The organism is Chryseolinea serpens (assembly GCF_900129725.1).
In the GTDB taxonomy this organism is placed as follows: Bacteria; Bacteroidota; Bacteroidia; order Cytophagales; family Cyclobacteriaceae; genus Chryseolinea; species Chryseolinea serpens.
The window spans coordinates 2,081,806-2,097,291 of record NZ_FQWQ01000001.1 but is presented as its reverse complement, the minus strand read 5'-3'; the positions used below and the strand labels follow the sequence as shown (position 1 = coordinate 2,097,291).

The 15,486-nt window shown below is 51.5% G+C and carries 8 protein-coding genes; 4 read left to right on the top strand and 4 right to left on the bottom strand.

Going from position 1 to position 15,486, the window contains the following annotated elements:
- Positions 1 to 35: 35 nt before the first annotated feature.
- Positions 36 to 2,630 (bottom strand): T9SS type A sorting domain-containing protein, encoded by a 2,595-nt coding sequence (locus BUB30_RS08180; RefSeq protein ID WP_073132640.1) that lies wholly within the window; start codon positions 2,628 to 2,630, stop codon positions 36 to 38.
- 227 nt (positions 2,631 to 2,857) lie between these two features.
- On the opposite strand from BUB30_RS08180, the gene BUB30_RS08175 reads away from it, so the two are divergent.
- The gene (locus tag BUB30_RS08175) at positions 2,858 to 4,699 is read left to right on the top strand and encodes a right-handed parallel beta-helix repeat-containing protein (RefSeq protein WP_073132638.1); all 1,842 of its coding nucleotides are present in this window, start codon (positions 2,858 to 2,860) and stop codon (positions 4,697 to 4,699) included.
- A gap of 116 nt (positions 4,700 to 4,815) precedes the next feature.
- Here BUB30_RS08175 and BUB30_RS08170 read toward each other — a convergent pair whose 3' ends face one another.
- Entirely contained in the window at positions 4,816 to 7,890 is a 3,075-nt protein-coding gene (locus BUB30_RS08170) for a right-handed parallel beta-helix repeat-containing protein (protein ID WP_084137963.1), read from the bottom strand.
- 1,099 nt (positions 7,891 to 8,989) lie between these two features.
- Between BUB30_RS08170 and BUB30_RS08165 the strand changes: the two genes are divergently transcribed.
- From BUB30_RS08165 to BUB30_RS08150, 3 genes are all read left to right on the top strand, one after another.
- A complete protein-coding gene (locus BUB30_RS08165) occupies positions 8,990 to 9,247 on the top strand; it encodes a hypothetical protein (protein ID WP_073132634.1) in 258 nt (85 codons plus the stop codon).
- A 29-nt stretch (positions 9,248 to 9,276) separates the two neighbouring features.
- Positions 9,277 to 9,603 carry a hypothetical protein gene (locus BUB30_RS08160; protein ID WP_073132633.1) on the top strand — a complete coding sequence of 109 codons (327 nt, stop codon included), beginning with the start codon at positions 9,277 to 9,279 and terminating at the stop codon, positions 9,601 to 9,603.
- Positions 9,604 to 10,639: 1,036 nt separating this feature from the next.
- Positions 10,640 to 10,921 (top strand): hypothetical protein, encoded by a 282-nt coding sequence (locus tag BUB30_RS08150; protein ID WP_143164813.1) that lies wholly within the window; start codon positions 10,640 to 10,642, stop codon positions 10,919 to 10,921.
- Between the two features lie 69 nt (positions 10,922 to 10,990).
- Here the strand turns inward: BUB30_RS08150 and BUB30_RS34535 are convergent, their stop codons facing one another.
- Together BUB30_RS34535 and BUB30_RS08140 are read right to left on the bottom strand one after the other, a co-directional pair.
- Complete coding sequence (locus BUB30_RS34535; protein WP_221408672.1) at positions 10,991 to 11,611, bottom strand: hypothetical protein; 621 nt, start codon at positions 11,609 to 11,611, stop codon at positions 10,991 to 10,993.
- 170 nt (positions 11,612 to 11,781) lie between these two features.
- On the bottom strand, positions 11,782 to 15,240 hold the full coding sequence (locus BUB30_RS08140) for a two-component regulator propeller domain-containing protein (RefSeq protein WP_073132627.1): 3,459 nt from the start codon (positions 15,238 to 15,240) through the stop codon (positions 11,782 to 11,784).
- Positions 15,241 to 15,486: the final 246 nt, after the last annotated feature.

Here is a 15,486-nt window from a genome sequence, read left to right as displayed (position 1 = left end):
ACAATATTCTCCCGGTAACTTGTCGCCTTATGGCTTTACTGGACAACGACCTTCCGGTGTACAACCTGATCTCCCTTTCTTATCCTTAAATCATACAGCCCTGCCGGGAGATTGCCGAGGTGAATCGTACTGGATTCTTCCCCGAAGTCAACGGATCCGGCAAAGGCAACGCCACCGGTACTGTTGAATAAAGAAATATCGGCTTGGCCGCGCAATGCGTTGTTGCTTTTCAGATTCACAGTTCCCTGGCTTGGGTTGGGATAGACGAATACAGCATCGTCGGCAGCAGATTCGGTTCCGTTTATCACCAGCGATACCGAAGCAAAATCCGTCGAACGACATCCCTCAGCACTCACACTGTACACCGCATACGTGCCGGTTTCCGTAGCATTGAGTTGGGAGCCGTGTTCGTTCAGGGGTTCGTTGTTCCACGTCCAATCATACGTGCCGCTGCTTCCACTGGCCACTAGTTCGGTGCCCGAAGGCAGCGCAACAAGCTCAGGCCGTGGCGGCAATGCGTTTGCCGTTACGACCGTGGCATTGGACGGCGGACTCTCACAACCATCATTCACTTTTACCGTGTAGTGGCCACTTTCATTTACATCGATCGCCTGCGTGGTGGCGCCGGTTGACCATGCGTAGCCACTGAAACCTGCGGGCGCGGATAGCGTCACTGTTTCGTCAGCACAAAAAACAAGTGGACCACTGGCGGAGATCGTGGCCACCGGTAGGGAATGCACCGTCACCGTAACAGCATCCGACGCCGGACTCTCGCAGCCGTCGTTTACCTTCACGCTATAGTTGCCGCTTTGGCTCACTTCGATCTCACGTAAAGTTGCTCCGTTCGACCACGTGTAGCCGTCAAAGCCTTCAGGAGCGGAAAGCTTTACGGTTGCGCCCGCGCAGAAATCAACGGGCCCATTTGTCGCGATGGTTACCGCTTCGGGCAACGCGTTTACCGTTATCACAGCAGGAGCCGACACCGGGCTTTCACAGCCGTTGCTTACCCTTACGGTATAGCTTCCGCTTTCGCTCACCAGGATCTGGCGCGAAGTTTCTCCTGTAGACCAGTTGTAGCTGTCAAATCCTTCCGGCGCCGAGAGGGTAACGCTTCCGCCCGCACAAAATGTGAGCGCACTTCCGGCGGTAATGGTCGGTTGAGCGGGTTGACCAAACACCAACGTAATGGACGGCGCAACGGTGGTGCCGCATTCGTTGGTCATCGTACAGATCCAGGTTCCTGCATCTGCCGCGCTAAAGGCGGTGAAGTTTAAGGTGGTGGTCGTCTGCGAAGCGTCCACCACGTTGTTGTGTTTCCAGGTAACCGTAGTGGCATTCACGCTGGCCAGATCAAGGCTGAAGGCGGCGCCGTGGCAGATCGTATAGGTTGTTGCTGTGGGTGACTGGTAGGCCGGCTTGCGGCAAACCTGTACAAAGGAAGGCGCAAATCCTTGCCCGTTGAAACGGCCGGCAACGCGGATCTCATCTGAAACAGGATTATATTCAAACACGCCATATTGGGTTGCGCCGTACAATTTTCCATTGGTACTGCTGATCAAACCGGAAGGGAAGATCCCCATGTCATAAATCGACTGGCCCGTAAGCGTAAAGTCGTGCTTTTTGGTAAACGTGTTGGTCGTCAGATCGAACTCGAATAATACACCGCCGCCGGCATTCAGATTGAGGTTGGGTTCCGGTGTGCCCCCGCCGTGCGCTGTGCCATAGAGCTTGCCGTTTTTCGCGCGCACCAGCGAGGTGGGCTCGTAGCTGTACACGCTGTTGGCAAAGTCGTGGACTTTGGTGTAGGTGTTGGCAGCCGTGTTATAGGCGAAGATCACACCCTGGTTGTTGGCGCCGCCGTAGTTGGTGGTCCCATAAAGATTGCCGTTCGCCTCGGCAAAGAAGCCGTTGTATGAATAGCCGTAGTCGACAAGACAGACGGCCAGGTGGCGTATGGCGAGGGTGTTGTTGGCAGGATTCACGCGGACGATCGAGCCCATGTTGGGATTGCCGATGGGGCAACTTGAATTGGTTGGTGTGGCGGCATAAAGGAAATTGTCGGCCGCTTTATAAAATGCCTGACAAAACTGATTTTGCAACGTACTGTTGGAGGGCCCGCCCTTGTAGGTAGGCACGGTGAACGGCTTGGTAAACACCCCGGTGGCGACGTTGTAAGAGAAAACATACCGGCCCTGATACATCAGCCCGAAGATGACGCCGGGCGAAACCTCGGTCAGCGACGGAACACCCTCCGCCCTCGGTGTGGTAATGCCCGGAAGGTGCGTATTGCTGGCGCCAAAGTGCTCGAGCACCCGAAACCGATCGGTCGCCAGGTCGTACTCAAAAAAGGTTCCCGTGGCGAAGACCCCCGAGCCCCCTTGACCACCCGCCGACGCAAGCCCATACAACTTGTTGTTGCTGGCCAATAGGATGGCACTGATGTTTTCGCCGTCGACACTACTTTGAAAATCGTGGACGATCTCCAGGTTGTCGCCAATGGAGTCGGTCTTGAAAAGGAAACCGTTGCCGTAAAGGCCGCCAAAACTTGAGGAGCCCCAAAATTGCTTTTGGGCTTGGGCTGGAGACAACGAGATATAACACAGCGATAAAATAAACAGGGTCTTGCGCATTGTTAAAAGTAGTACTTGGGTACAGATTTTTTCGGGAAGTGTAATATTTTGCGGTTATATCGGTTTTTGCAGGGCCAAAGTAACCCCTAGCGGGAGCGTTGAAATCGGACACCCTTTGCGTGGGCTTTAAAAATAGGGTTTGCCTGTCAAATCGCGTAATTTCAATTTCTGTACAGCGATGTCAAAAAGACGGCCGTATTGTCACAATGGATTCTAATGAATATAGCATGAAAGGAACAGGGTCGAAATGGTTGAGCAGCGTGTTGGCAATTTTTATTTGTGCTACCGTTTGGGGACAGGATACCCTGCGGATAAGCGACTTTTCGTTGATGCCCGGCACACGTGAAAACGCGGTTGGCATCTTACAGAAGGCACTGGCGCAGTGTAGAGAGAAGAAGGCAGCAGTGTTAATTTTCCCGAAAGGGCGATACGATTTCTGGCCGCAATACGCCATTGAAAAACAATATTATGAATCCAATACCGATGTCATCGCGCTTCGGCGGTGTGGCATTCTGATCGAGGATGTGAAGCATTTGGTGATCGACGGGCAAGGGTCGGAATTTGTTTTTCATGATCGGATCCAGCCGTTTACGGTTGATCATAGTGAGGATGTCGTCATCAAGAATGTTAGCATCGACTGGGAAATTCCGATGACGGCGCAGGCGGAGATCATGGAGGTGACCGATCATTATATTGACATCTCCATCAACGTGCTGGAATCTCCTTATATCATCGAAGACGAGAAGCTCACCTTTGTGGGTGAGGGATGGAAGAGCCGCTGGAGTGGCGTGATGGAATTTGATAGGGAGGCGAAATGGATCGCCCCACAGACGGGAGATGCAGGATGTTTGGGGGCGGACTATGAAGACTATAAAGCCGAGCCGTTGCGTTATGGACTCGTCCGGCTTCATTACGCTTTTAAGAGAAAGCCGGCCAAAGGCAACTATCTTGTCCTTCGTCACAGCGACAGGGATCATGCGGGTGTGTTTATTGTCGACAGCAAGCAGGTTTCGATCCAGCATCTGAACATGTACAATAACGCCGGGCTTGGAATACTCTCACAGTATTCACAGGATCTGATGTTCAAAAATGTAAACTCCGTTCCCAACCCTGCCAAGAACCGGATCTTTGCCGGGCACGACGATGGTTTTCACTATTCCAATTGCAAAGGGTCGATCGTCGTGGATAGTTGCCGGTTTCTTGGATTGATGGATGACCCGATCAACGTCCATGGAACGTCGGTGAGAATTGTGGAACGGAAAACGAATAGAACATTGGTCTGCAAATTTATGCACCATCAGAGCGTTGGCTTCACCTGGGCACGGGCAGGGGAGAAGGTGGGGTTCATCGAAAACAATGCCATGCATACGATCGGCAGCGCCACAGTCGAATCGTTTAAAACAATAACACCGGAGTTGTTTGAGATCACGTTCCGGGAACCTGTGCCCTCGAGTGTGACCGACGGCTACGCGCTGGAGAATCTTACCTGGACGCCGGATGTACATATTAAGAACAGTTTCTTTGGGAGCAATCGCGCCAGGGGTATTTTGATGTCAACGCCTGGCCGGGTGATCATCGAAAACAACACCTTTGAAAGCAGCGGCGCAGCCATTCTCATTGCGGGCGACGCGAACAACTGGTATGAATCGGGGGCCGTTGCCGATGTGGTGATCCGGCACAATACGTTCAATGACCCCTGTATGACTTCGATGTATCAATTTTGCGAAGGGATCATCTCGATCGATCCCGAAGTGCCGAAGCCTCAGACAGGTCAACCCTTTCATCGTAACATCCGGATAGAGAATAACACTTTTCACCCCTTTGATTTTCCGGTACTCTATGCGAAGTCTGTCGAAGGATTGGTTTTCTCCGGGAACACGCTTATCCGGAGTCATCGTTTCAATCCTTTTCATACCCGCAAGTCGACCTTTACGTTTGAAAACTGTTTGAATGTTCAAGTGACGGCCAATTCCTTTGTGGGGGATGTGTTGGGGAAAAATATCAAGCTGATCAATACACCTCTCAAGACACTTAAAATTGATAAGAAGCAGGGGCTGATCATAGAGTAGGAAGAATATTTAAAAAAGGATCAGTAGCTATCCATAAAAAAAGTTATCGCGAAAGCCGTTGACGACTTTCGCGATAACTCATTTACCGGGCACCCGATCCCGGGGCGGGGAACGTGCTATCGTTGCACGATCGCCGTCTTGCCCGTGTCTATGCGCTTGCCATTCTGGAGCACGTGGTAGATATACAATTCACCGGGTGTGAAGATCTCTGCGTACATCGGCGGGGTCCACTTGCCCATGTAGATGCGACGACCGGCGTCGTCGAAGATCACGACCGAGTAGTCGTAGCCGCCGGGGTAGTGGTTGTCCAGGAACACAAAGTCATTTTCTGAAGGTGTGATGACCGTCGTCGTCGAGTCAACCGCTGTATCGTCCGTCGGCGGGGCCGGGGGCGCGAAGTCCACGGTGGCCGCGCGAGCGACCGCGATGCCCTTGGCACTAAGCGTTTGTTCTTGTGTCAAGTCAATGACCACGACCCAACCCACGTAGCCGAAGTTCATGGCACTGCCGGACATCTTCCGTGCGCTGATGCCGATCTCGCCATTGGCGTTCGGAGCAAGGGATGCATATTCCACTTGCACCGAGGTATTATTGGTAACATTCAAAGTCTTCACGACACCGCCCACACGGTATTCGAACGTGCCATATTGATCGGACATGCCGTTACCGGAAGCACGCGAAGCACCCATCTGGATGGTGTACCGGTGTGTAGGATTGAGCCGGGTGAGTTTCAGGTTGTCGCCTTGCAACACCCCGTTCACGGTCGTGCCATACGCCGCTTTGTAGTTGAACCAGTTGTTCTGTACCACGGCAGCCGGTTGAATCGTGCCGTTGGTAACACCACCGGCATATGAACTGGTGGCCGTGCCGAAGATGGCAGGGGGCCACTGGCCGGTCGCCACGCTGCTCACCGTGACGTTGGTCGTCGGATCGGTTGCCGTGATCACGCTGGCGTGAGGTGCACCCGCCACGCTGATCCAACCGCTAATGCTGGCCGCCGCAGGCCTGAAGCTGAAACGCGTGATGGCGCCTTTGGAAACGGTCACCGAAGCATCGGCGCCGCCCGAAGCCCCTGCGTTGTCTTTCGCGATCAGGCGGAAAACATAAGTACCTTCTGCCATGCCACTCACCGCAACCGTAGGCGATGTTGGGTTGGAAAGCGTACAGGTGCCTCCGGAAACTTTAGACCATGAATACGATGTGATGGTACCATCCCTGTCAGACGCGCTTCCTACCAGCGAAACCGAATTGGTGGGCAACACCAGCGCTTTGGCGCCACCCGCATTAACGGTTGGTGGATAGTTGGTGCCACCGATCACAACAATCACCGTCTTATCGGCGTAGGCCGTGGTACCGCCATTGTCTTTTACGGTGAGGCGGAATACATAGGTGCCGGTCGCCAGGCCGCTTAGACTCAGGGTAGCCTTGTTGGCATTGGTCAGCGTAGCCGCTCCGCCGGAAACTTTTGTCCACGTGTAGGAGGAAATGGTACCGTCCGGGTCAGAAGCCGTGCCGGTGAGGGACACGGTAGCCGTGGTGATGTTCAGTGTTGTGCCCACGCTTACCGTCGGCGCTTTGTTCGTGTTCACGGTAACGGTCACATCGTCGCTGGCGGTGGCGCCGGCGTTGTCTTTCACGGTGAGGCGGAATACGTAGGTGCCGGCTACCAGGCCGGTCACGCTCAAGGTGGCTGAGGTGGCGTTGGTCAGTGTAGCTGCGCCGCCGGATACCTTCGTCCAGGTGTAGCTGCTAATGGAACCGTCGGGATCGGAAGCCGTGCCCGTTAGGGCTACAGAAGTAGCAGGGATGGTCACGGTTTTATCCGAACCTGCATTCACCACAGGGGACTGATTCGATGCTGCTCCTCCAAATTCAAAAGCGCCCTGGTCGAATGCCCCAATGCGCAACTTGCCGTCCTTGTCGACGGATATGCCAAAGGAAAGCAAGTCGATACCCGCATTGATGGCCGGTGAGCCCGTCAGCAGGTGATAGTCCATGGCGGCCGCATTGACAAACTTCACGTTGGCGATGTTGTTTGTCTTCAGGTTATTGGATTCCACCGTGGCCGCCTGTGCCTTGGGAGCGTTGTATTTGATGTAAGTGTAACCGCTGGCCTGATTGGTCACAAAGATGTTGTTGGCGATGCGCGACGTTGGGCCTTCGCTATACATGAGGATATCGAATTGCGAGCAGTTCACCATGGTGTTGTTCATCACCATGAACCCGGTCGGAGCATAATTGCCGGCATAGTCGATCAGGGAGAAACCTCCCATCAGGGCATTGCGGATAATGTTGTTGAAATAGACAGTACCCCCTCCTGAATCCCAGACGCCATAACCGTTGCCGGTATCGATGACGTTGCTGTATACTTTTGCCTGTGTGGTACCGCCGCCGGCCTGGAAGCCATTATCCTGTCCATAACCACTATGTTGGCCGAAATTGGTCACGGAGTTGTGGTGTACTTCGCAGCCCGAAATGGCCGACCCAACCTGGATGCCTTCGTTACCGGTGTTTTGTATGGTATTGTTATAGACCTTCACGTTCACCACATCGTGCTCCTTCACGGTGAGGCTGGTGCCGTTACAAGTCATGCCTACGCCCGTGTCGTAGTGTGAATTCCCTATGTAAAATCCTTCGCATCCGGTATTGCTGATTAAATTGTCGTGAAATGATGTATTCTTCATGGTGAAATAGCCTCTCCAGGTGGAAGCGTCACAAGTGGGGTCGGTCTTGGCCACGATGCCCACACAATTCGTGTTATGGACATAAAGGTGATCGACTTCGAAATCGGAGCTCAACTGCTGAAAGTTGATCCCCATCTCTGCGCCGGTGATCTCAATGCCGTATTTAACCGACGGATTGTTGCTCCCCGTGAACTTCACGTAAGTCACATTGTCGACCTCCACCGCGTTTCCGAACGACGCAGGCGCGTTAATGATGACTGAACTGTTGCTTTCATTCGAAATGATAACCGGCTGTGCGGCCGTACCATGGATATTGATAAGCTTAATACCCGTCCGGGTTCCCCCTTTGAAACAGATCCTGTCCCCCGGTTTCACTCCTTTGGCTGCCCCATCAAATTGCCACTCCGTCGCCGCAGTAGAAATGGTGAATGTACAGCCGCTCTGGGCCCAGACTGCCATCGGAAAAAGCAGCACGGCCCCCAACAAACCTAAAGTCCTTCTTCTCATCGTACTTTTTATATTTATTGGCAAATAAACCAGATATAAAGACAATGGTTAAATGGCACACTTGTAACTTTCTCCACACTTTTGTGTAAAAAATGGGGCAGCCTTAAACTTTACTCAAGTATACTAAAGTGCAGTAGGGAAGGAACCCATCCGTCGGGCTAAGGATTTTGAAAAATTCCGTCACAACGTCAACGTCTTAATCGACACTTCGGGCGAAAAAATTGGAGGACATATCGAATGCGTTTTGCACAGTCCGGCTAAGGCTCCACGGAAAATAAGATGGTAAAGCGTTGTGGTAACCTGAAGAGCCTCTGGAGCTTATTGAATTATTTCGGCGTCTAATCGTGTACCATTTTCTGATGTAGAGAAAAATTTTGGTGTTAATATTTTATTATGGGGATAAATTCCACACTTTTTTAAGGAGTTTTTAAGGGTATACGCCATCATGATCAAAAGGCTCACACTTTTTTGATACGCAACAAATATGTTGACACGTTTTTTTCATTCGCCCCTGCCGGGACGAGCTACAGCATTTAAACTCCATCCCATGTCAACTCACGTCATCATCATGCGCTTCATCGACTGTCGCTGGCAACAAAGGAAGGGCGATAAGCAGTTTTCAACGCATTCATGATGCGGGGCGCTGGTGGAGCATCAGCTTTCAGTACACAAACGAGCGACCTGATCTTCCTAAACAATATGAAAGTATTGATGTGAAGTGACCGGGTGTGTTGTTTTGGATGGTGCCCTGGCAAGCGACGGAGTCTGGTTGTGGTTAAAAAAGAGAGCAAAGAAGGACTCCTAACGTAGGCGACAAAGTGATCGCCCGAACCGTCACAAGAACTTCTTTTGTTGCCTCCCCGGCACATCTTCGGACATAGAAACCTCTGTTATAGAGAATGGCTTGTGTTGACAATGATCCCATGATTTTTTACATTCGGTGCATAAGAACTCCCTGACTCACCTGTACACCGTTTAATCTGCCATTGGGAGTTGTAACACTTAAATGCAACCCGTTGTTGATATGTGCCCCAGAGGCGTTGCTGCATACGAAGAAGGGATAGGTCTACTGAATATTTTATCGATAACCCCTACCGCTATGTCAAAAAGAAATCATTCTCTCCCCGTCTTCACTGTGTCCCATGAAGAGAAATTCGTTAGCGCAACGATTTCAGACAAAGCCCATGATGAATCCTATATTGACGTGAGCAAGGAAAGCAAGGTGAGACACGAGGAGAGTCTCACCAGGGTTGGAACGGCCTATGTGCAAGCCGATGGAAGCATCTATGTGCAGTTGTATGCTACACCACTCAATGGCAAGATCATTATCAAAGCAACAAAGCAGTTAGCTCATTAACATTTTTGTAAATACCTAAATAATAATTTATGGCTAAACACATGCGTATCTTCTGGGGTCCCCACGTTGGACGATTGGTTTGTACGGTTAACTGGTCCAGTATTCGTGGCGACCGGCTGACGGGTGACTCCGTTGTTTTAGTTTCTGCTTGTGAAGGTATACGAGAGACGAATTCAACTGCTCCAAACGATCGCATGGTCGGAGATGCGAACTTCACAGTAAGTAGCATTGCTCCGCGTTTTAACGCCGTTTCATTTGTCGTCGATATCAATTGGTTTGAACCCCTGAATCTCTGGACAGATGTTACGGTGTTTGAAGAGAATGAGCGAGTGGTTCAGGGATTCGTTACAAGGTGACAAGCAAACCTATTTTCAGGAATGGCAGTAAGTGTTATACTTTACGTTGACAAAATTTCTGACGTCCGCAAAGGTAGGATATTGGGGGTATTTTCATCTCCGGAAATGGCGTGGCAAGCGTTCAAAAACAGGACGGGTAGGGCGCCGTATTCTTTAGGCACGTTTCACTATTCTACCCTGGAAACTTTTCAATTGGAATTGGCGCAAAGTAAAGGTGTTGCGTCTTCTATTAAAATTTACTCGCACACAAATTTCGATATTCTCATTCAATGGAACGTCGTAGACAAACCGTTGCCATAAGGAACGTTGGCGAGAATTCCAGAAGAATTTTCTCGTGGTGCTATTAAGGACAGCCCTTTCCAATCCAGACAGCTTCCGGTCAACTCAAATTTCAATCGCACAATTGTCAGACTGGAGTCAATCGTGATGTTCCGGGTTTCCCAACGGCCGGGATGAACGTACGCGACGTTTCTCCGTACGTGTTTAACCGTTAAATGAAAGATTTAACGTATTCTGACCGGGAATTTCTATAGATTCATGTGAAGTCTTTGCTTCACTAAAGACAGTTCAACCAAAAAGATGTGATCAGGCGGATCACATCTTTTTAATCCTCCGGTTGTGGGCATTAGCAACAAAGGACCCTCTCGCTTTTTCTATGCCCGGCAAAGGCCGTTCTTATTTTCCTCCTTTTAACCGTTAAATGGATGATTTAACGTATTCTGAAAGTGGGATTATTGTACTTTCATACCGTTCTAGACATCACTAAACAGTTCTTATCGGAAAAGATGTGATCAGGTGGATCACATCTTTTTTAATTTTCCACAATAGGGATGGGTGTCTAAAGACCTCTCTTATGTTTGCCGAGATATTCATATGGCGATTGGAAGCGAATCATTAAATCTTAAATATTCTCTTCACATGAAAAAAGGCGTTTACAGTATTGGAAAAATTATTTTCCTTTCAATTTTCGTGGCGATCTATGGGACGCCGCGTCGGCGTCCGTTTGTGAGTGGGTATATCTTAATCGACAATCGCAGTGGAACCTCTTGAATATTGGCCTATCGTTCTTTTGGGATTGGTGTTTACCGTGACCTTACTTTCCGAGAAGGGAAGTGTGATCCGGAAAGTGTATGCAGCCGTTACGGTGATGATGATGATATTGTCGGTGTTGATTGTGGGGTATATGGTGGTGGTGGGCTTTCAGTATGCAGTGAACAGCGAAGCGCCCGAGCCGCACAGGTTACGCTTTGCGGTGAGCTTCATCGCGGTGACGTTGATATTGATGTATTTTAACCGATACTTTAAAGAGGGGCGATGATAGCCGATCGCTAAGAATTCGCCGTAGTTTTTCTTCTAGAATAGTTAAGCGAAAAATCGAGACGTCGAGTCATTTGGCTCTATGCGATGTGTTGGTGGCATTTACCTCCCATGTCTTGCCATTGTCCGGTGAAAATGCCTGACTCCAGACGGGATGGTTTGGGTCGGTTTTGTCCCAAAGAAACACGACGATAATATCCTTGCCTTTAAACTTGTCTTTACAAAAGAACTTACCCAGGTTGCCTTCAAACGATCCTACAACGGGGACATCCATTACCCCGACATTGCTATCGGCCCAATAAATGCTCCAGAGTTTTGTCTTGGGATTGAACAACCGGAGGGCAATTCCTTCAAAGGGCTTACCGTCGACTGCGGTTCTGTAAACATCCATATTGCCAATGCCATTGAGCAGTTTGTGCATTTCGACGGTTGATTCAAATTCGATCCATTCGTTGTTGTTCGTTAATCGAGATTTAAGTTTTTTGTCTTTCAATACCCATTTCCCCACTAAAAAATCAAAATCATTTTGAGAGGAGGTGGCTGATGGTTGAATGTCAAGTTCGCCCGCAGCGGTGAACTTCAATTCTCCAATGGATAGATTCGTGTTGTTGGTTTGCCCGTAAATCGAGTTGGCAATGAACAAGCTTGTCACGCACATCATCAGCGATCGTATCCATTTCAATTTTTTCATAGATTCTGTTATTTAATTCTGCAATCGTCAAAGTGAGTCAACGTCGGGTTTGAGACAGGACGAAGATAAAATTTGCGCGTAAATATCCCTCGTCATACCATCGGTATTTGGTTGAAGCCTGTGAGAATCACACGAAATAGGTGATCGATTCGACACGGGGATGAAACGTATTAATTAGGTGTGGTCCAGCGGTTCTTGAAATATACTTTGAACGTTGTGCCTTCGTCCACCGTGCTGTCCACCTCGATCTTGCCGCCCAGGGCGAGGATCTGGCTCTTCACCAGGTAAAGCCCCAGACCTTTGCCCTCGACGTGGCTGTGAAAACGCTGGTATAGGCTGAAGATCTTATTCCGGAATATGTCCAGGTTCATACCCAGACCGTTGTCGGTTACAGTGAGGCGTATGTAGCCGTTTACGGTTTCTGTTTTCAGGCGGATCACCGGTGTGCGTGCCGGGTGGCGGTATTTGATGGCGTTGCTCAACAGGTTTTGCAACACGCTTTCTACGTAGGGCTTTACACTGTAAATGCGCGGCGCATCCGAAAAATCGGCCCAGATCACACTGCGGGTGTCTTCAATTTCTTTTTCGATATAGCGCTTCACGAGCACGAGCTCCTCGTCGAACAGCACTTCGGTGACGTGGCTATCGTTGTTCTTCCTGATCTCGAGGATCGTGTTCAGGTCGCGCACGACGCGGTCGAGTTCGCGCGCGGTGGCGACCATTTTTTCGTAGATCATACTCTGTTCCTCCGGGCTTATGGCGCCGAGGTTGAGGATGTTGCCCAGCCCCAGGATCCGTGCCACCGGCGCGCGCAGGTTGTGTGCCGAGATGAAGGCAAACTGTTCCAGTTGCTGATTATAGTCCAGCAGCTCTTTGGTGCGCGACTGCACTTCCAGTTCGAGGTTTTCGTTGCGTGCGCGGATGTCGTCGTTTTGATGGGCGATGGTGGCGTAGGCTTCTTCCAGCTTTTCCTTTTGTGCAAATACGATATCGCGCTGGGCCAGGATCTCGTCGCCGCTTTGCTTCAGTTCCTCGTTTTGCGCTTCGATTTCCTGTTGCCGGTCTTGCAGGAGCAAGTTCTTTTCGGTGATGTCCTTGTTCATTTCCTGCAGCTCATGCGTGCGCTCCTTCACGATCGCGCTGAGCTTCCGTGCCTGGTTGGCGATCGCACGTACGCGATAACGATAAAAGCCGTATGCCGCAGCCGCGATCGCCAGTGCAACGGCGACCTTGAAGGTTAACGTCTCGTACCATTGCGGGAGAATGTGGATGACAAGCGATGTGCCGGTTTCGTTCCAGATCCCGTCGTTGTTGCTGGCCTTTACCTTGAAGACATAGTCGCCCGGTTCGAGGCTGGTGTAGGTGGCCGACAGTTGTCCGTCGGCAGCGGCGATCCAGTCGTCGTCGAATCCCTGCAGCTTGTAGGCATAACGATTGCCTTCCGGCCACGAATAGTTGAAGGCGACAAAGTTGAGCGATATAAAATCGTAGCGTGACGATAGCGCGATCTCTTTTGTTTCGCTGATCACATCTTGCAAGGGGCTCTCACTGCTGTCGGCAAACACCGACTTGTTGAAGATCTTTAAGTCGGTGATCAGCACGGGTGGAACGATCGGGTTTTCTTTAATGCTGTCGGGATCGAAGGCGACAAGGCCCTGAACACTGGCAAAGTACATTCTCCCGCCGGAGGCGTAAAGGGGTCTGCCGTAGAACTGGCTTGTGGGTAAGCCGTCGTTTTCAGTGTAGACGGTTGCCTTTTGCGTGGCGGGATGGTAGCGTACCATGCCCTTGTTGGTGGCGAGCCAAAGGTTGCCGTGCCGGTCGCGCAAAAAATTGTTGATGGTGGTTTCGGGTACGTGCTCCTTGTCGCCATAGTGCTGCACCACTCCGCTGGCGGGGTCATAGATTTCGAAACCCGGGGCTCCCATCATCCAAAGCCTGCCCGTGGAATCGGTCGAAATCGCCTCGACATTTTTGAGACGGAGGGCGTCGGGTCGGGCTACAAACTTTCGGGTCACCGGGTTGAAGCAGCTAACACCATTGCCCCAGCTACCCAGCCAGAGTAAACCGTTTCCATCGCGACAAAAGGCTACCGCGTTTTCTTCGCGCAGGCCGTCGCCGGTGCTGTAGGTGCTGAAGGTGTTGGTGCTTCGATCGTAGATGCTGAAGCCGCTGCCGAGGGTGCCGATGTAAAGTGTCCCTTCGTTGTCCTGGTAAAGACACCAAAGCTTGTCGGATCCCAGCGAGGTCGGGTCGCCTTCACGGGGCATGAAATGATGGCATTTTTTTGTGACCGGGTCAAACCGGCTAAGGCCGGCGCCCCACGTGGCGATCCACAGGCATTGGGCTTTTTCGTCCCACTCCAGATCGACCACGAAGTCACCGGGGATGCTGTTGGGATCTTTCGGATCGTGCCGGTAGGCGGTGAACGTTTCGTGCGCTTCGTCAAAAAAGCCGACGCCACCGCCGTCGGAGCCAACCCACAACCCGGCGCCTGGCTGTTCTACGATAGCCGAGATCTTATTGTTGGTCAGATTGGGTTGATGGCTCAGGTTTTTCTGATAGATCACAAAGGGCTTCCGGTTGGCATCGTAAAGACAGATGCCCCGGCTGTTGGTGCCCACCCAGACATTGTTCTGCCGGTCGCGATAGATCGCATAGATGGAGTTGTCGCTGATGCTGCGCGGGTCGAGCTCGTCGTTCACATAATGATAGAAGCGGCCGGCCACGGGGTCGAAAATATCCAGGCCTCCGTTCTCAGTGCCCACCCAAATTCTGCCGGTGTTGTCTTCTCCCAGGCAACGGATCACGTCCAGCGCGAGGCTGTTGGCATCGTCGGCGCGGTGGCGATGGTGTGTGAATGTTTTTCGATCGTGGTCATAGCGGTTCAGGCCGCCGTCGGATCCCACCCACATCACGCCGTTGCGATCCAGAAGGAGATCGTTCACGTTGTTGTGGCTGAGGCTGCCGGCATCGGCGGGATCGTGCGTGAAGTGCCGGGTGATTTGCCGCGCCTTGTTCATCACCACCACGCCGATGCGCGTGCCGATCCAGAGGTTACCCGTGCGGTCGAACTCCAGCGACGTGATGTCGAGTGCGTTTTCGTCGATCAGAAAATGTTGAAAACGGCCCGAGCTGCGGTTGAAGTAGTCGACGTAGCCGTTGGAGAAGGCAAGCCAGAAATTTCCGTCTGCGTCTTCCAGGATTTGGTTGATGCGTCCATCGGAAATGCTGCCCTCTCGCGACGGATCGGGAAGGTAGGAGGTGAAGTTGTTGGAGGCGCGGTGGTATCGGCTAAGACCGCCGGTTGTACCGATCCACAGGTCGCCTTGGCGGTCTTCGAGCATGGCGATGGCCGCGTTGTCGCACAAGGTGGTGGTGTCGCCGTTCTTGTGGTAAAACGAGGTGAAGGTGTAGCCGTCGAAACGGTTGAGCCCTTCGACGGTGCCAAACCACAAGAAGCCCTGGCGGTCCTCGATGATGGAGAGCACTTTGTCGTGCGACAGGCCCTGGAAACTGGAATAATGGCGAAAGGGAACGAACGGCTGTTGTGCCCGCACCGCCGGTGAGGGCATTATGCCGAGCATGATTGCAACAACGATCAATGTATGGCAATACACGCGCGGCATACAGGGGGAGTTTGTCCTTTGGAAGTTATTAAGTTTTTATCAAAAACCGCCAAAATCGCCGCCACGATTTTCTCGTTGAGTGTACGCCCTTTACGAACGGCGAGGTAATCCCCTGGATGTGGCCGGCCTCACGACAGAACACGCTTGCCTGGTCACCACAAGCAACACAACAACGGCCTTGGCCATTGTGCCTATCCTCATCCTTACCTGAAGTTACTACGCAATCTCAGGGAATGTGCGCTTTAT